Here is a 16411-nt window from a genome sequence, read left to right on the forward strand (position 1 = left end):
ATCCTTTAAAAAGACGATTATATTTATGGAGAATAAACGGTGCGCGTTATGGCTGTATATTGTTTTCTTATCGTTTAGCTGTTCCAAAGGCAATCCAAACCAGGAGATAACGGATGCCCCCCAGCCCCTTTTGATTTCTTCCTCTGTAAAAGATGGCGCGGACGACGTACCTATCGGGGAGAATACCATTGTCCTGCAGTTTGACCAGAATATTGTGCTGGACCAACAACACGGCATACAACTCAACGGACAAACTGTGGAACAGGTGTATGCGGCTTTCAAAGAGCTGAAAATAACCGTTCACTTACAGCGTGGAACACGTTATACGCTGAACATCCCCGAACAGACCATAAAAGGCCCTAGGGGGGTGTTTGCAGCGGAAATACAATTGTCCTTTACGACCGATGACTTTCATGATCCAGATATCGGTACGGCTTTGGTAACCCCAAATGCCAGTGCGCAAGCAAGGAAGGTATACGACTTTTTGCGCGAGCAGTATGGGGCGAAAATGATATCGGGTGCCATGGCGAACGTCAACTGGAACAGCAACGAAGCCGAATGGGTATACCAGCATACGGGAAAATATCCTGCATTAAATTGTTTTGATTACCTACACTTATACGCTTCGCCTGCCGATTGGATCAACTACGAAAACACACAGGTAGTCGAAGATTGGTGGCATAGTAGGGGATTGGTGGCCGCTTCTTGGCACTGGAACGTACCGGCGTACGAAGGAAGTGCCGATTATCACTTCTATACCAAAGATACTCGTTTTGATATCTCCAAGGCAGTTATTAGCGGAACCTACGAAAACACGTTTGTTAGGGCCGACTTGGAACGCATGGCGAATCATCTTATCCTTTTGCAGGATAAGCACATTCCCGTTTTGTGGCGGCCGCTACACGAAGCTTCGGGAAAATGGTTTTGGTGGGGAGCGAAAACGGCAGAAGACTACCGAAAACTGTGGATAATGATGTTTGAAATCTTCCAAGAGAAAGGACTAAATAACCTTATCTGGATTTGGACGAGCCAAGGTGATGATGCAGCGTGGTACCCGGGAGATGATTATGTGGATATGATTGGATGCGACCTTTACGAAAAACCAAATGCGAACGAAATCGCTGCCTTGTATGCGTCGTTGCAAAAGGAGTATCCGAATAAGATGTTGACACTAAGTGAGTTTGGAGGAGTGGCAGACTTGTCGACACAGTGGAATAGCGGGGCGAAATGGTCTTGGGCAATGCCCTGGTATGATTATGACCGAACCAAAAACATGTCCGGATCGGAGTTTAATAAGGAAGGGCATATGCACGCCGATATCGATTATTGGAATCGTGTATTGGCAGATGAACGAACGATTACCCGAGACGAGATGCCGGACTTACGTTAAGAATGGATTCGTCTTATAAAAATAAAACGTATGAAGAACTATTTGTTTAAAGCCGTAAAGGCGTTATTTTGGAGTGCAGGGGTATGGTTTCTTGTCAGTGGATGTTCCGCTGGAACATCGAACACCATATCGGAACGTGAAGAAGCTCCGGCGACTGTGGTGGAGGAGCATGGGCAGCTATCTGTGCAAGGGGTAACCCTGCACGACCAGCATGGCCGGCCGGTTGTATTGCGTGGTGTGAGCTTGGGCTGGCATAACTGGTGGCCGCGCTTTTATCAAATAGAAACCGTAGGATGGCTGGCACAAGATTGGAATATATCCGTTATCAGGGCCGCAATTGGTGTCGGACCGGAAGGGTCTTACCTTGACAACCCAGCGTTTGCACTTGACTGCCTATATCAGGTTGTAGATGCGGCCATCGCGGAGGGAATTTATGTTATCGTAGATTGGCATAGCCATGAAATTCATACCGACGAAGCAAAGGATTTCTTTAAGAAAGTGGCCACGAAATACCAGGAATACCCAAATCTGATCTACGAGATATACAATGAACCCGTAGAAGATAGTTGGGCAGAGGTTAAGCACTATGCGGAGGAAGTCATTGCGGAAATTAGAAAGATTAATAGCGAGGCAATCATCTTAGTGGGATGTCCGCATTGGGATCAAGATATTCATCTTGTAGCCGAAGATCCGATACAGGGCTATGATAACATCATGTATACTGTCCATTTCTATGCGGCCACCCATAAGCAGTATCTGCGGGATCGCACGGATGAAGCAATGGCCAAAGGTATTCCGGTTTTCATATCCGAATGTGCGGGAATGGAAGCCACCGGCGACGGACCGATCGATCACGAAGAGTGGCAACGTTGGGTTTCGTGGATGGATGACAAGAAATTAAGTTGGGCGGCTTGGTCTATCGCCGATAAAAATGAAACTTGTTCCATGATCCGCGATTCGCAAGCGCCTCGGGCATCTTGGAGTGAAGATGATTTGAAGGAATGGGGAAAGACTGTCCGAAGCGAGTTGAAAAAAGGAAAGTCGAACTAAGATGATACGATGAACGATTTATTTGCTACGCGCGTTGCAGCCATGCATGCAGCACACCAACAATTGATCAATCGGAAAAATGAGCCGATTTTACATGGCAATGGAGTCTTTGAACGTTATCGATATCCAGTGCTTACGGCAGAGCATACACCGGTTTTCTGGCGCTACGATCTCTCGCGGGATACCAATCCTTATTTTATGGAACGGTTTGGCATCAACGCAACGTTCAATGCCGGAGCCATCCGGTGGAAAGAGAAATTTGTACTCGTCGTACGGGTTGAGGGAAATGATCGTAAGTCTTTTTTTGCGATCGCCGAGAGTCCTACCGGCGTCGATAATTTTGTTTTTTGGAACCACCCTATCGCAATTCCCGAACTGGATGATCCGGACGTCAATGTGTATGATATGCGTCTCACGGCGCACGAGGATGGATGGATATACGGGCTGTTTTGTACCGAACGGAAAGATCCCAATGCACAAGCCGGAGATCTATCGACGGCTGTGGCTTCAGCGGGCATTGTCCGGAGCAAAGATCTCGTGGTATGGGAAAGGTTGCCGGATCTACAATCCAAAAGCCAGCAGCGAAACGTCGTACTCCATCCCGCCTTTGTAAAAGGAAAATATGCCTTGTACACACGCCCGCAGGATGGCTTTATTGATGCCGGAAATGGCGGTGGAATTGGGTGGGCATTGGTGGACAGTATGGAACATGCGGTAATAACGGAGGAGCGTATACTGAACCATCGGTTTTACCATACCATAAAGGAGATGAAGAACGGAGAGGGTCCCGCCCCGCTCAAAACACCCAAAGGTTGGTTGCACCTGGCGCATGGTGTCCGTAGCTGTGCCGCAGGGCTTCGTTATGTTTTGTACTTATATCTGACCGACCTGGATCAACCGGACAAACTGATCGCCGAACCAGCCGGGTATTTTATGGCACCGGAAGGTGAAGAGCGGATCGGGGATGTGTCCAATGTGCTTTTTTCGAACGGTTGGATAACGGATGAAGAAGGAAAAGTGTATATTTATTACGCCTCTAGTGATACTCGTATGCATGTGGCTGTGTCCAGTATAGACAGATTATTGGATTACTGTTTGCACACTGCTGCAGACGGGTATCGTTCGGCCACATCCGTACAGGTGTTGACGGATCTGATTAATAAAAATAGCAACTTAAGGCTCAACCCCAGTATATGGAAAGCAACCGGATCAGTGTAAAAGAAAAAATCGCCTACGGCTTGGGCGATGCCGCATCTTCTATGTATTGGAAGTTGTTTGGGATGTACCTGATGTTTTTCTATACAGATATTTTCGGAATGGAGGCGAAGGTGGTCGGCACCATGTTTTTGATTACCCGCGTATGGGATTCCCTGTTTGATCCTGTCGTCGGCGTTTTTGCCGACCGCATCCATACCCGCTGGGGGAAGTTCCGGCCTTTTATGCTCTATATGGCGATACCCTTCGGTATAATGGGCGTGCTGACATTTTATACACCTGCATTTGGAGATATCGGCAAGGTGGTGTATGCGTATCTGACCTATTCCATCATGATGATGGTATATTCGGCTATCAATGTTCCTTATGCGTCCTTGTTAGGTGTAATCAGTCCTTCACCCAAGGTCCGTAACGTATTGGCCACGTATCGGATGACCTTTGCTTATCTAGGGAGCTTCGTAACCCTGCTGTTGTTCAGTCCACTAGTAAGTTACTTTAGTGGCGGTAGCAAGGCGCTTACAGACCAGCAGCAGGGCTGGACCATGGCAGCTGTGGTTATCGCCGCATGTAGCGTAGTTCTATTTTTGTTGTGTTTCTCATGGACGCGTGAACGGGTAACCAACATTCCAGAGCAGCAATCCACCCTCAAGGAAGATCTCCGGGACTTGGTGCGCAACGGTCCGTGGTGGATATTACTGGGCGCCAGCATCATGACCTTGTTGTTTAATTCCGTGCGGGATGGGGCAGCTCTGTATTATTTTAAATATTACGTCCAAGAGGAGACCTTTGGTGAGATTAGCCTATTTCGTATTCCTTTTGTATTGAGCGGACTATATCTGTCCCTTGGGCAGGTGGCTAATATCGTGGGTGTTATCTCGGCGGCTCCGCTGAGTAATAGAATTGGAAAAAAAGCCACTTTCGTCTTAGCAATGGGTTTAGCAACTATAGGTAGCACGGCTTTTTTTTGGCTCGGAAGCGATGACTTGTGGGGAATTTTTGGATTACAGGTGTTGATCAGTATCTGCGCCGGCACGGTATTCCCCTTACTTTGGTCCATGTATGCCGATTGTGCGGACTATTCCGAGTTTAATACCGGGAATAGGGCGACAGGGCTGATTTTTAGCTCGTCTTCCATGAGCCAGAAACTCGGCTGGGCTTTGGGAACCGCCGTTACAGGATGGTTACTCGGCTATTTTGGTTTTCAAGCGAACTTCGAGCAATCCGCCGAAACGCTAAAAGGTATCCGGATGTTCCTGAGCCTGTTTCCCGCCATAGGGACGGCTTTATCGATTGCCTTTATCTGTTTTTATCCGCTGAACGAAAAGAAAATGCTCCTGATCTCCGATGAGCTGCAAACGAGAAGAAACAACGATAAAACGGGTGCATCTTAGTGGTTCAAAAATAGATCCAGACTATACTGTTTTTGCGGTACTCCTTAATGGATGGGCAATTTACAACTATAAAAAAACCAACTAATTGAAAAAGACGGAAAGCTTTTCTATTTAATTTATCAGCTGCACATGATTACAGCAGTAACTCTGTTCCAAGGGGTCGATGCCTATGATTGCTTGACAAAATTTTTCTGCTTGACAGGATTGTCTATCCGTGGAAAGATCGATATAAAAGGAAATGTTATCACCTATTGCAATGTCATCCGGCATATTCCAGATCCCAATGACATTTTTGTAAACTTTACCATCAAAACGCCATTCTTGGTTGATATTCGCATTGGTAATCTCGACCACGGCATAGCTTGGGCAATCCCTTGCAAGTAACCGTCCCGTGTAACGCTTATCGGTACTAATTTCAGTTTTATCGCATGAAAGTGAAAAACTCAATGCTAAAAAGGTTAAGCAATATGCTAAATAAAGTTGTTTCATACATGAAAGATAGGCTTGATAACTAATTAATTTGTTATGTTATTACGTTTTATCTTATAACGTCGTATTGCTTTAAAATGCTACATTTCGGCCTAGCGCCTCATTTTATGGTTATGGTCTGGTACTAGGAAATCCAAAAATTTAGGTTAAATTTAGATGGAAAATAGAAAACATGAAGAAAATACAGGGATTGATAATCATCTTTTGCTGTTGGGCGGGGACATTACACGCACAAAATCCACAAAAATTAGGTTGGATATGGGGGCCGTCTGTAGGATGGCAATACCAAAGTGGGAACTTCCTGAAAGCTTCGGGCTGGGGGTTATTTGCACCAAATGATTATCAATATATAAAGTTTAATGCTGGCGCAAACTTTGCGTGGATGCAGCGTAAGACTACCATCATCCCTGAAGTGAGCATAACCTATTATTTAAGCAATCGTTTAATTTTTCCATTTATACAGGCAGAGGCTACACCCTATACGATTACACCCAAAGTAGGCATAAGTGTACTTTCCATGGTGGATTTAGGGGTAGGCTATGGATTCGATATACGGACAAAAGAAGATTTTAAACCACTGAAAGGGCTAACCGGTTCCGTGACGTTGAATATTCCACTTAAATTGTACTAAAATTGACGAAAGCGATGAGGCGCTGTCGTCATATATTTGCGGTCGACCTATCTAAAATATAGTAAATGGTTGATACAGAAAAGTTTTTGAATGGACGAAGTTTGGTAAAAAAACAAAATAAATTTTTAAACATCATAAAAAAAAGATACTTTTGCATCCCCAAACTGCTGTTGCGTTAAGGGTTGAGAAATAAATAATTACAGTAAAAACAGATATGACTAAAGCAGAAATTATTGCGGAAATCTCTAATAAAACAGGCTTAGAGAAAGTAGATGTTCAAGAAACAGTAGAGGCGTTTTTTAAGGTTGTGAAAAATGCGATGATTAGCGGAGAGAATGTATACGTTAGAGGTTTCGGAAGTTTTGTTGTGAAGAAAAGAGCAGAGAAAACAGCTCGTAATATTTCAAAAAACACAGCGATTATCATTCCGGCACACTATGTGCCAAGCTTTAAACCGGCAAAAGTTTTTGTGGAAAAAGTTAAACACGGTAACAAGTAAAACTGAACCAAAATGAATACCAAACAAATCATAGTGATCGTTATTGTCGTCGCCTTAATGGGTGGACTTTTGGCGCGTCCTATAAAAGGTTTGGTAGACGAAAACAAAGGAGCTAATAGTTCAGCAGATGCGACGACTTCTTCAGCTTTTAATTTCCAAAGTGTATCTGAAATTACCAAACAGTCGATAAATGCCAGCATTGCACAGGAAATTACGGCGTTGGAGGAGAAAGTAGCGCAGACCAGTGGAGAAGAAAAGCTGGCGCTGTTGGAACAATTGGTGCAAAAATGGGACGATGTGGCTAAGTTTGCTCCTCAAGGGTTTGTCTATGAGGAAATGGCCGAAATTTCACCTAAATTTGAGTATTTGTTGAAAGCTGGAGACGCCTATCGGACGGCATACACGAATCTGCAAGATACAGCAATGTCCGCAGAGCTAAACAGACTAGCCATTCGATCGTATGAAAAAGCAATAGCACTAGACGAAAACAATTTGGACGCAAAAACAGGATTAGGTGCAGCTATGGTAACAGGAGGCGGTAGCCCAATGGCAGGAATCGCTTTGTTACAGGAAGTTGTTGCGAAAGACCCGAAAAACATTAATGCAAACAAAACATTGGGATTGTTTTCTTTACAATCTCGACAATTCGACAAAGCTATTGAGCGATTCAAAACAGTTGTCGAATTGAGCCCCGATGCAGAGTCGTACTTTTATTTAGCAACGGGCTACGAAAATATTGGATTGAAGAACGAAGCCATCGCCGCTTTTCAGAAAAGTAAAGAGATGGCCGCAGATCCAACCTTATCTCAGTTCATCGACAGACGTGTGGAAGAACTCAGCAAGTAATTAACATATTAATTTATTCATTAAAAACATTAAAGCTATGCCAAGCGGAAAAAAAAGAAAAAGACACAAAATGGCTACGCACAAGCGTAAAAAACGTTTAAGAAAAAATAGACACAAGAAGAAATAAGCTTGTTGGTCTTTTAGGCCGAAGCCTATAAGACGTCATACAATCTATAGTTTTACGTTTGAAAAACTGTAGATTGTATTTTTTCATTAATGCGTTTTTATGTTTCATCAGGCTAAATACAGCGCGTATAGAGCCGTAAATGAGTAGCTGTTGGTAAAGGAATTAATTATTGATTCAACTCCCGACAAGGGGGTGACTATTGCTTTACTACAGGACAAACAGCTTGTTGAGCTGAACAAGGAGCAGGCCGATAATAATTTTGCCGTAGGCGATATTTATCTGGGGCGTATCAAAAAGATCATGCCTGGCCTCAATGCCGCTTTCGTAGATGTAGGCTACGAAAAAGATGCGTTCTTACATTATTTGGATTTAGGACCTCAGGTTCAGTCTTTGCTCAAGCTAACACGAATAGTAAAGAATGGCAGCTATCAAGAGAAGCTGCTCAATAGTTTGAAGCTTGAAAAGGATATTGATAAAGCAGGGAAGATTTCGGATATATTAAGCCGAAACGTGCTTTTACCAGTGCAGATTGCCAAAGAGCCTATCTCGACTAAAGGTCCCCGATTAAGTTCGGACCTCTCCATCGCAGGTAGATTCGTTGTATTGGTTCCTTTTTCAAGCGCAGTTTCCATATCCAAGAGAATTAAAGGAAGTGCTGAACGGAATAGACTGAAGAAAATAGTGGAAAGTATTAAACCACCCAACTTCGGCGTTATTATACGGACAGTTTCGGAAGGAAAAGGTGTAGACGAATTAGAGAAAGACCTTTTAGATTTAATCTCGAAATGGGAACTTTTTACCAAACGCCTTAAAAGTGTTGAACCCGCTCAGAAAGTATTAGGGGAAATGGATAGAGCTTCTACCATTTTGCGCGATATACTAACGGACGAATTCACACATATTCATGTCAATGACTATGCATTATATGAGGAAGTAAAATCGTATGTGCAAGAAATTTCGCCTGACCTGGAAAAGATAGTCAGACTTTATAAACATAAAGAACCTATTTTTGACCATTTCGGTGTCGAAAAACAAATTAAGGCGGCTTTCGGCAAAACGGTAAACCTGCAAGGGGGGGCTTATCTCGTTATTGAGCACACCGAAGCACTCCACGTCGTGGATGTTAATAGCGGAAACCGGATTGCTAGTAAAGAAAATCAAGAAGAAAATGCGCTGCTGGTAAATAAAGAAGCAGCAAAGGAAATCGCAAGGCAATTGCGATTACGTGATATGGGAGGAATTGTGGTTATCGATTTTATCGATATGCATAAACCGGCCAATCGCAAAGAATTGTATGGGTTTTTGAAAGAATGCATGGCAAACGATCGCGCCAAGCATACTATTCTTCCACCAAGTAAATTTGGATTGGTGCAAATAACCCGACAGCGTGTCAGACCCGAAATGAGTGTAGTGACAAATGAAAAATGTCCGGCATGTGGAGGAACTGGCGAAATTCGTTCTAGCATCGTATTGCTAGACGATATTGAAAGTAATTTGAGTTACATCTTACAAGAACAAAACGAAAAGGGAATTACACTCTGTGTTCACCCCTATATAGGCGCCTACATTAAGTCTGGTTTGTTCTCTATTAGGCTCAAATGGCTTTTTAAATACGGTAAATGGATTAAGGTGAAAACCGTATCATCTTATCATTTGACACAATTTAGATTCTTTAATTCCAAAGACGAAGAGATTAAACTGTAAGTCTGGAAGAGATTATAAAAGGACGATTCCTCAAGGGTCGTCCTTTTTACATTTTTAGCTGATGGCGTGCGTGATTGAGGAGCGCTATAACCAGTGTATTTTAATACCGTCTTTTTCCATTTTTCGGAAGTAAGTCATTTGCCGTTTCGCATATCGGTGTATCTCTGTATTTAATTTTTCGAGCAATTCGGGATAAGTCAGTGCCCCTTGTAAGTATAAGGTTGTGTATTTGTATTCCAGACCGTAATAGATTAAATCCGCTGGATTTATTCCCCTCTCGATAAGATGCTTTACTTCTTCAACAAGCCCCTGCTGTAACCGTGCATGAAGTCTTTGTGTAATCGATATCCTTCTTTTCTCCAATGGAGGACAAAGCCCGAATACCAGATAATTAGGGACGATGCGCTGTAGCTGCTTTGGTTGGGGATGGTGTTGTAGGTATAAGAGGATTTCGAGCGCCCTTACCAGTCGTTTATGGTTATGAAAATCTATCTGGAGGTCTGGCGGAATGCCAATAGTATGAATCCGCTCGAGAAGCTCTTCTTCAGGTAGTTGAGATAGTTTTTTTTGAAGACAACTATCCTTTGGAATTTGTGCATAGGGCCGGTATTGTAAAACAGATTGTATATACGAACCAGAGCCGCCACAGAGTATAGGTCGTTTCTGCACATTAATAATATGATCATAAGCTTTAAAGAAGTCCTGCCTAAAAAGATCTGCGTTGTATTTATCGCCCGGGTTTTTGATATTGATAAGATGGTAAGGCACCTCTTGATATTCTTCCAGATCTTTGCCGGTTCCGATATCCATATCCCTATATACCTGACGAGAATCCGCCGATATAATTTCACCGTCAATTTGTGTCGCTAATTCTACAGCAAGTTTGGTCTTGCCCGAAGCAGTAGGGCCGAGTATGATGATTAATAAATCAGGCGAAAGTTTTTCTTTCGCCTGATGAATGATCTCGTTTATGCTTGCGCTAGTGCTCACATTTCAAATTTAGTCCATTTTTCATTGCTTGCATTGCTTGCAACGACATTTTGAACAAAAGCCATTCCACGAACACCGTCGTCCACGGTTGGGAAATCCAATTCCTCAGGAGAAGGTTCTCTTCCCTCGCGTTTCGCACTTGCAGTAGCCGCAAAATTGCGGTAAATGTTTGCAAATGCTTCCAGCAATCCTTCCGGATGTCCAGCAGGTATACGGGTATTGTGCGTAGCAAAGGAACTTAGCGTATAAGGAGCGTTGTAGGCATTGCCCGTTCGATAGAGTTGTCGAGGCTGATCCAGCATTTTAACGATCAGGTTATTCGGGTCTTCATTGGCCCATTCTAACCCACCCTTTTCGCCGTAAATACGTATTCTTACCGCATTTTCCTCGCCAGCGGAAATTTGTGATGCCATCAAAACACCTTTAGCGCCATTGTCGAACCGTAATAATACGGATCCATCATCGTCTAATACACGTCCTTCTACCAACGTACTAAGATCGGCACAAAGCTCCGTGATTTTTAGTCCGGAAACATACTCTGCCAAATGAGCAGCATGCGTTCCAATATCGCCCATTACAAGCGATAAGCCTGATTTTTTCGGATCAGCACGCCAAGCAGCACCGGCATTTCCCTCACGTTCTGATAGGCGGCTTAACCAGCCTTGCGGGTATTCCACCACAATCTTCCGGATTTTGCCGAGATGTCCCTCCTTTACCATAGCTTTTGCCTGTTTTACCATTGGATAACCTGAATAGGTATGCGTGAGGCAAAGGGTTCTTCCTGTTTTTTCTACAACAGCTTTAAGTTCTTTTGCCTCCTCTAGCGTGACGGTCATGGGTTTTTCTATGACGACATCAAAACCATTTTCTAAGGCCATCTTTGCGGGCGCAAAATGTAGAAAATTGGGCGTAACTACCGTTAGAAAGTCCATGCGCTCCCCTTCTGGTAGCTGCGCTTCTTTCGTTATCATCTCTTCGTAATCCGCATATACGCGGTCCGGTGCAACAAAAAGTTCCGCTGCAGATTGACGGGAAATTTCCGGATTGATGCTGAAGGCACCACATACTAGCTCTATTTTTCCGTCCATAAATGCGGCGATTCGGTGCACGGCGCCAATGAAAGCATCTTTACCACCACCAACCATGCCCATCCGTAGTTTACGTTTCATATGTAATTATTTTGTTTAGTTAAATTTCTAAGTGTTAAATATACACAACCCAGACTAGTTTTCATCCAATTATTTTTCTTTAGTGGCTGATGAGAGCTTTCCTTACAAATCAGGATCGGTTTCATAGCCGGAGCACCAATTTTGTACTTCCGCTGTTGTGGGAAAGATAACCTGAAGGATAAGTTTGTTGGAGTAGAATGAAATGCTCCACACCCATTATATGATGTCGTTCCTTACCCACAACCCAGAAAGCTTGGGGAGAGATACAGCCCTGCTCTTCAAAACCCAATGTACGGAGGTTCGAAACCTGTGCCCAATCCCTGTCCACATAGGTCATAATATCATTTGGATGAAAATCTTTTATGAATGCCTTAAGGAGCTTGGACAGGCCGCCTACGACGCGGTATCCTGCCTTGTGGCAAAAACGTATAAGCTCGAAAGATCGATAATTAGACGCTTGCTCCCGCATTCGTCGGCCGCCACTGAAAATAGCAACGGATACGAGTTCTCCCTTGTCGAATAGCCCGTAGCGATATTTTCCGGGAATAGCAACTTGCAGGTGGTTTTCTTCTAAAAAAGCTAAGGCGACACCTTTATCGATACGCGCGACGACCGTTTGACGGCCATAGATCACTTGTCCTCTCCCCAATAGCGAACATATGCGGGTGCGGATTTTGTGCGGATCTTTTAAAATTTGATCTTGATCAATATGAAAAGTGCGCCGATCGCCCATGTTGATGCGCACTGCATTTTCTTCGAAATAGATTACCAAAGCAATATCGGGCGTAAGCGCTTGTAAGACGATTACACCATCGAAGTCTTCTCGGGAAAAGAAAATGCCCAGATCCTTCTGTAGTGTAGAAATAAAGTTTTCTATTGCTAGAGGTATCACCATAGTATACAAAGTTAGCACAATCTAAAGCGGAATAAATTATTATTGATACCTTTGTATCATATTATATTAATTAGATGAAATTACCGATAGTCGCATACGGCGACCCTATATTGAGAAAAAAAGCAGAAGAAATTGATGAGGATTACCCTAATTTAAAGGAGTTAATCAGCGATATGTTTGAGACCATGTACGCCGCTCGAGGAGTGGGGCTTGCTGCACCCCAAATAGGGCTGCCCATTCGTTTGTTTGTGATTGATGCTTCTCCGTTTGCAGAAGACGACGAAGATGGTGAGGGTGATCCGGCATTGAAAGACTTTAAAAAAGTATTGATTAATCCGATTATCATCGCAGAAAAAGGCGAGAAATGGGGTTTTAACGAGGGCTGTTTGAGCATTCCGGACATTAATGAAGAGGTCATGCGCCCGTCCCATGTTGTGATTAATTATTTAGATGAAAATTTTGAAGAACATGAAGTAGAACTCTCTGGTCTTGCTGCCCGTGTTGTTCAACACGAGTACGATCATATCGAAGGCAAACTTTTTGTCGACAAACTGAGCCCGCTCAAGAAAGCGATGTTAAAGGGGAAATTAGATACCATATCCAAAGGGATGGTGCATGTAGGATATAAGATGAAATTTCCGAATCCCAAAAAGAAAAGGTAGCAACTACCTTTTTTTTAACCACCTATTCCGGGTAAGGATAATTTATATTTGACTGCGGCAAGACGGATGGCCGAAACGGTTAGCGTGGAGACAAAAGCATTTACTGCTGTATCAACCCCCCAAGAACCTAGAATCATATATATAATTGCTCCGGATAGACAAGCTGTGGCGTATATTTCTTTTCGAAAAATCAACGGTGTTTCATTCATTAAGGTATCGCGAATCACCCCACCCATGACAGCAGAGAAAACACCCAGAATAACGGCAGCTGTCTGTGTGCTTTCATAGGTAAGGGATTTCTGTACACCCACTACACAGAAGAAACCTATTCCCAACGCATCAAAGAAAGTTAGCGTTCTAGCCAGGCGATGTAACTGCCTGTTTCCAGCAATAGAAATAAGAACACCGATTAGAATGGCAATAAGGTAGTTGCTGTCATCTACCCATATGGGACGCAAATTCAAAAATACATCCCGTAAGGATCCACCGCCTATGGCTGTCACAAAACCGGTAAACGTAGCCCCAAAAATGTCCATCCCTGAACGATTAGCCGCCATAGCACCCGATATGGCAAAAACCATAGTGCCTAGAAGGTCGATGCAATAAATAATGTTCATCCCGCAATAATGGTGATAAATAATGCACAAAGATAGTGCATTATTGCGGGATGGTCATAGTATTACTGAAGGGAGTTATAGTGTTCTGCCATATTTTTAGCACTTGCTTCGATATCGGCTATTTTTTCTTTCCACTCTGCTGAATTGAAATATTCACCTACTTTTTTCGCCTGTGTCTCTATATCTGCGATCTTATTTTTCCACTCGGGCGAGTTGTAATAAGCTTCGATTTTTTTCGTATTTTCTTCGATGTCCGCTAGCTTCGATTTCCATTCCGATGAATTGAAATATTCCTCTGTTTTTTTTGCGGCTTGTGTCTCTATTTCTGCGACTTTGTTTTTCCACGCGGGCGAGTTGTAATAGGCTTCAATCTTTTTAGCTTCGGCTTCTATCTCTGCTATTTGTGCTTTCCATTCCGATGAGGTAAAATATTCTTCTGTTTTTCTCGCTTGTTTTTCTATATCAGCGATTTTATTTTTCCACTTGGGCGAGTTGTAATAGGCTTCAATCTTTTTAGCTTCGGCTTCTACATCTTTAATATATGTTTCTTCTGTTTGAGGTTCTTCAGGAGACAAAGGAGGTGTTATAGTATCCTGAAGAAAAGAGGGATAATCTGGGGCAGCCGCTGCTGGAGGTATCTGATAAATTGCGGTGGGGTCTTCTACAGCTGGTGTCATGTTGATTTCTTCTGTAACAGTAGTAACTGGTTTTTCTGAAGGAGAGATCCAAGCTATAGTAAGTAATGCGAAGGAGCAAAGAACAACAGCTATAAGATGTTGTCGTGCATGGAGATGATTTTTTTCCATATTCGTGATTCTTTGTATGCGATGTAATAAATGATGTTTTTTGCCTATAGCAGCCATAGCGTACATAGGAGCAGCTGTACTTTTAAGGCATTCAACAGACATTAATGCTTGAGCGTAGGCAATGGATGATGGCGTCCATTTCATGACGATATCATCGCAGGCATGTTCCCGTTCAGTGTCTATATAGCGGGAAAGAAGCCAAACAAAAGGGTTGAAAAATAATATTGTTTCCATGGCAACCTTGAATAGGTTGAATAAATAATCCTGTCGTTTAATATGTGCCAATTCATGTATTAATATAGATTCTACTTGCTCTAATTCAAGATGATTGACAAATGCAACCGGAAATAGAATGATTGGCTTTAGATGCCCTATTACCATGGGTACAGATATTTTTTCCGATAAATGAAATTGTATATGTTGTTTGATTTGAAGTTTAAAACAAATATCTCGGAAAGATTGATCCCACACAATAGGAATAGTAGACAATCCTCGTGTTTTGAGATAACGGAGTTTGGACAAACTGCTGCTAAAAATGATGAACTGGAAAGAAAGTCCCAATACATATAAGGAACTCATCCACGGCAATAACGGGTTTACAGCTTTTAAAAACGAAGAAGAAGTTTCTGAAGATAAGACCAACGGCGCAGCTACGTAATCCATAAATACTTCTTCCGAAGTAGATGAGATATCCATGTAATGGCCAAAAGTAATGACAAATGCGATAGAGAGAATAAATTGTCCAAATAAGGCAAAGGCGTATTTATTTTTAGCCGTCAGTTTTGGCAAAAAGAGATAAAGGAAACATAGCATGCCATATATTAACGCTCCTTGCCAGAGGGAATGCGCCATGCTCCATCCTAATGCCTGCGTGATATTTTGAAGTAGACCATTCATATTTTGTCGATTTAAAGATTGTCTAAATATTTTTTGATTAACTCAATTTCTTCCTTACTTGTACGTTTGTTGCCAAGTGCCTGCATAACCAAACGAGCAGTAGAACCATTGTATACCGTGTTGATCATCTTTTCTAAAAAGGTATGTTGTGTTTGTTCTTTACTTAGTGAAGCTTTGTACAAATGCGTCTTTGCTGAGGCGTCACGTGAAACCATCCCCTTGTCCAACATAATTTGCATCAGCTTTAACGTGGTGGTATATCCAATGTCTTTTTTATTAAGCTCTTCATGTACGTGTCGTACACTGCTCTCCCCTTTTTCCCAGAGGATTTGCAATATCTCCATTTCACTATCTGTCGGTTTCATCTTTTTTTAATCTACGAATGTTTTCGTAGTCAAATGTACGAAGTGTTTCGTATATTCCAAATAGTAAGTATCTTTTTTTTCATAATCCAATGTCCAGAATTGTTCGCGGGGCCGTCTGATGGTGGACTATAAGTTGCCAGCAAAAAATATCGATCAGGTTTCCAGTATCTTGCGGGTTTTTTGGGAGCAAAAGTGTTTGGGGGCTTGGAGTGTATTGTTAAAGTTTCTACCTTTGCCCCACTCCGCGAGGGAGCGCGTCCTGGTGACAGGATATATTGAAAGGGGATAGGTGAAGAAAAGAAAATATTTTTTTTGTTATTTCGAAAAACATCCCTACCTTTGCAGTCCCTTCGGGAACGAGGGGTTAAAAAAAGAGATAATTTATACGGCCTTGAGCTGTATCGATATAGTGCCAAAGCGCGAAGCGGCGGCGAGAGGAGTTCTTTAAGATATATGATCATGTAGCGCAGCAGGAGCCCTTAAGAGGGGCGAGAGCTGTAATAGGATTACAATTTTTTCGGTCCGGGCCGTACAGTACAATTACTGACGAACCGGTCAGATTAAGATGACCGGGGTCAATTTACATTTTTACAATGGAGAGTTTGATCCTGGCTCAGGATGAACGCTAGCGGCAGGCCTAATACATGCAAGTCGGACGGGATTGCGGT

At 42.8% G+C, this 16411-nt stretch carries 16 protein-coding genes and 1 rRNA gene; 11 read left to right on the forward strand and 6 right to left on the reverse strand.

Features of this window, described 5'->3' with window-relative positions; all coding sequences use genetic code 11:
- The first annotated feature begins 25 nt into the window (after positions 1–25).
- The 9 genes from H8B06_RS19905 to H8B06_RS19945 all read left to right on the forward strand — a co-directional run bounded on the left by H8B06_RS19905 (position 26) and on the right by H8B06_RS19945 (position 9342).
- Positions 26–1390: a glycosyl hydrolase gene (locus H8B06_RS19905; protein WP_190995941.1), complete on the forward strand. Its 1365-nt coding sequence runs from the start codon at positions 26–28 to the stop codon at positions 1388–1390.
- 30 nt (positions 1391–1420) lie between these two features.
- Positions 1421–2440, forward strand: a complete 1020-nt coding sequence (locus H8B06_RS19910) for a glycoside hydrolase family 5 protein (RefSeq protein ID WP_190995942.1) — start codon at positions 1421–1423, stop codon at positions 2438–2440.
- 9 nt (positions 2441–2449) lie between these two features.
- On the forward strand, positions 2450–3658 hold the full coding sequence (locus H8B06_RS19915) for a glycoside hydrolase family 130 protein (RefSeq protein ID WP_190995943.1): 1209 nt from the start codon (positions 2450–2452) through the stop codon (positions 3656–3658).
- A complete protein-coding gene (locus tag H8B06_RS19920) occupies positions 3634–5046 on the forward strand; it encodes an MFS transporter (RefSeq protein ID WP_190995944.1) in 1413 nt (470 codons plus the stop codon). The genes H8B06_RS19915 and H8B06_RS19920 overlap by 25 nt, the downstream gene beginning before the upstream one ends.
- Positions 5047–5175: 129 nt before the next feature.
- Positions 5176–5430 carry a hypothetical protein gene (locus tag H8B06_RS19925; protein WP_190995945.1) on the forward strand — a complete coding sequence of 85 codons (255 nt, stop codon included), beginning with the start codon at positions 5176–5178 and terminating at the stop codon, positions 5428–5430.
- Between the two features lie 277 nt (positions 5431–5707).
- Positions 5708–6166 carry a hypothetical protein gene (locus H8B06_RS19930; RefSeq protein ID WP_190995946.1) on the forward strand — a complete coding sequence of 153 codons (459 nt, stop codon included), beginning with the start codon at positions 5708–5710 and terminating at the stop codon, positions 6164–6166.
- Between the two features lie 214 nt (positions 6167–6380).
- Positions 6381–6665 (forward strand): HU family DNA-binding protein, encoded by a 285-nt coding sequence (locus H8B06_RS19935; RefSeq protein WP_130142325.1) that lies wholly within the window; start codon positions 6381–6383, stop codon positions 6663–6665.
- Between the two features lie 12 nt (positions 6666–6677).
- A complete protein-coding gene (locus H8B06_RS19940; RefSeq protein ID WP_190995947.1) occupies positions 6678–7511 on the forward strand; it encodes a tetratricopeptide repeat protein in 834 nt (277 codons plus the stop codon).
- A gap of 277 nt (positions 7512–7788) precedes the next feature.
- Entirely contained in the window at positions 7789–9342 is a 1554-nt protein-coding gene (locus H8B06_RS19945) for an Rne/Rng family ribonuclease (protein ID WP_190995948.1), read from the forward strand.
- Positions 9343–9426: 84 nt separating this feature from the next.
- On the opposite strand, the gene miaA is transcribed toward H8B06_RS19945, so the two are convergent.
- From miaA to H8B06_RS19960, 3 genes are all read right to left on the reverse strand, one after another.
- Positions 9427–10332 carry a tRNA (adenosine(37)-N6)-dimethylallyltransferase MiaA gene (gene miaA / locus H8B06_RS19950; RefSeq protein ID WP_317170963.1) on the reverse strand — a complete coding sequence of 302 codons (906 nt, stop codon included), beginning with the start codon at positions 10330–10332 and terminating at the stop codon, positions 9427–9429.
- A complete protein-coding gene (locus H8B06_RS19955; protein WP_190995949.1) occupies positions 10329–11501 on the reverse strand; it encodes a Gfo/Idh/MocA family protein in 1173 nt (390 codons plus the stop codon). The genes miaA and H8B06_RS19955 overlap by 4 nt, the downstream gene beginning before the upstream one ends.
- 121 nt (positions 11502–11622) lie before the next feature.
- Positions 11623–12396: a hypothetical protein gene (locus tag H8B06_RS19960; protein ID WP_190995950.1), complete on the reverse strand. Its 774-nt coding sequence runs from the start codon at positions 12394–12396 to the stop codon at positions 11623–11625.
- Between the two features lie 74 nt (positions 12397–12470).
- On the opposite strand from H8B06_RS19960, the gene def reads away from it, so the two are divergent.
- Entirely contained in the window at positions 12471–13058 is a 588-nt protein-coding gene (gene def, locus H8B06_RS19965; RefSeq protein WP_130142330.1) for a peptide deformylase, read from the forward strand.
- Between the two features lie 14 nt (positions 13059–13072).
- Here def and H8B06_RS19970 read toward each other — a convergent pair whose 3' ends face one another.
- From H8B06_RS19970 to H8B06_RS19980, 3 genes are all read right to left on the reverse strand, one after another.
- Positions 13073–13675 (reverse strand): trimeric intracellular cation channel family protein, encoded by a 603-nt coding sequence (locus tag H8B06_RS19970; protein ID WP_190995951.1) that lies wholly within the window; start codon positions 13673–13675, stop codon positions 13073–13075.
- A 62-nt stretch (positions 13676–13737) separates the two neighbouring features.
- On the reverse strand, positions 13738–15378 hold the full coding sequence (locus tag H8B06_RS19975; protein WP_190995952.1) for a M56 family metallopeptidase: 1641 nt from the start codon (positions 15376–15378) through the stop codon (positions 13738–13740).
- Between the two features lie 11 nt (positions 15379–15389).
- Entirely contained in the window at positions 15390–15743 is a 354-nt protein-coding gene (locus H8B06_RS19980; RefSeq protein ID WP_130142333.1) for a BlaI/MecI/CopY family transcriptional regulator, read from the reverse strand.
- A gap of 590 nt (positions 15744–16333) precedes the next feature.
- Between H8B06_RS19980 and H8B06_RS19985 the strand changes: the two genes are divergently transcribed.
- A 16S ribosomal RNA gene (locus H8B06_RS19985) occupies positions 16334–16411 on the forward strand; the annotation flags it as partial.

Source organism: Sphingobacterium micropteri, assembly GCF_014692515.1.
Classification (GTDB): Bacteria; Bacteroidota; Bacteroidia; order Sphingobacteriales; family Sphingobacteriaceae; genus Sphingobacterium; species Sphingobacterium micropteri.

Coding starts and splice junctions, on each gene's coding strand:
- H8B06_RS19905 (WP_190995941.1), top strand. CDS start 26: ATGGAGAATAAACGGTGCGCGTTATGGCTGTATATTGTTTTCTTATCG.
- H8B06_RS19910 (WP_190995942.1), top strand. CDS start 1,421: ATGAAGAACTATTTGTTTAAAGCCGTAAAGGCGTTATTTTGGAGTGCA.
- H8B06_RS19915 (WP_190995943.1), top strand. CDS start 2,450: ATGAACGATTTATTTGCTACGCGCGTTGCAGCCATGCATGCAGCACAC.
- H8B06_RS19920 (WP_190995944.1), top strand. CDS start 3,634: ATGGAAAGCAACCGGATCAGTGTAAAAGAAAAAATCGCCTACGGCTTG.
- H8B06_RS19925 (WP_190995945.1), top strand. CDS start 5,176: ATGATTACAGCAGTAACTCTGTTCCAAGGGGTCGATGCCTATGATTGC.
- H8B06_RS19930 (WP_190995946.1), top strand. CDS start 5,708: ATGAAGAAAATACAGGGATTGATAATCATCTTTTGCTGTTGGGCGGGG.
- H8B06_RS19935 (WP_130142325.1), top strand. CDS start 6,381: ATGACTAAAGCAGAAATTATTGCGGAAATCTCTAATAAAACAGGCTTA.
- H8B06_RS19940 (WP_190995947.1), top strand. CDS start 6,678: ATGAATACCAAACAAATCATAGTGATCGTTATTGTCGTCGCCTTAATG.
- H8B06_RS19955 (WP_190995949.1), bottom strand. CDS start 11,501: ATGAAACGTAAACTACGGATGGGCATGGTTGGTGGTGGTAAAGATGCT.
- H8B06_RS19960 (WP_190995950.1), bottom strand. CDS start 12,396: ATGGTGATACCTCTAGCAATAGAAAACTTTATTTCTACACTACAGAAG.
- def (WP_130142330.1), top strand. CDS start 12,471: ATGAAATTACCGATAGTCGCATACGGCGACCCTATATTGAGAAAAAAA.
- H8B06_RS19970 (WP_190995951.1), bottom strand. CDS start 13,675: ATGAACATTATTTATTGCATCGACCTTCTAGGCACTATGGTTTTTGCC.
- H8B06_RS19975 (WP_190995952.1), bottom strand. CDS start 15,378: ATGAATGGTCTACTTCAAAATATCACGCAGGCATTAGGATGGAGCATG.
- H8B06_RS19980 (WP_130142333.1), bottom strand. CDS start 15,743: ATGAAACCGACAGATAGTGAAATGGAGATATTGCAAATCCTCTGGGAA.